Source organism: Treponema sp. R8-4-B8 (assembly GCF_054786175.1).
Genome location: NZ_BDHE01000153.1, coordinates 1 through 843, shown reverse-complemented (window position 1 = coordinate 843; position 843 = coordinate 1). Strand labels below are relative to the sequence as shown.

Here is an 843-nt window from a genome sequence, read left to right as displayed (position 1 = left end):
ACACTAAAAATTTCACCTTGACAATAACTGATATTCAATATAACATAAAAACATAAGGAAAAGTAAGTGAAAGAAAAGGACAATAAGGTTAAAAATACAACATTAAGTTTGAGCGGAGCTAATTTCTTGAGTTACGCTAGGCGTTCTTGGATGCTTTATTTGATGTTGGTGCTTCCGGTAACGTTTTTCATCATTTTTAGGTATATACCTATGACAAACATTGTAATTGCTTTTAAGGATTACAATATGTTCAAAGGCGTATGGTCTGACGATTCGCCTTGGGTAGGTTTTAAGTGGTTTCAGCAGGCCTTTAACAGGAGGGATTTTTGGCTTTCAATGCGGAATACCCTAACGCTCAATTTTCTGGACTTAATAGTAGGTTTTCCGGCTCCGATTATTCTCGCCCTTGTATTAAACGAATTAATATTTAAAAGTTTTAAGAAAGTAACTCAAACTATCATTTATCTTCCTCACTTTTTATCTTGGATTATTGTATCCAGCATTGCCACCAGGCTTTTAGCGCCGACAAACGGCGTAATTAATATGTTCATTACTGAAAACTTTGGCGCCAGACCTATCGACTTCCTTATGAACAGCAAAAACTGGGTCTTGACTTACATTGTATTCGGAGTATGGAAGGAAATGGGCTGGGGAACAATCATTTACCTTGCGGCAATTACTGGAATTAACCCGGAGTTATACGAAGCCGCGGAAGTTGACGGCGCGGGACGCTGGCGAAAACTTTGGCATATTACCCTGCCGGGAATCAGGCCAACCATTGTAGTTCTTTTAATAATGAACATTGGACGTATTTTAGGAATTGAATTTGACCGTCCATATACT

General features: G+C 38.3%; 1 protein-coding gene. It reads left to right on the top strand.

Going from position 1 to position 843, the window contains the following annotated elements; genetic code table 11:
• Nucleotides 1-210: 210 nt before the first annotated feature.
• The coding region (locus ACYVRA_RS07540; protein WP_461252126.1) for an ABC transporter permease subunit at nt 211-843 on the top strand (633 nt) is incomplete at its 3' end.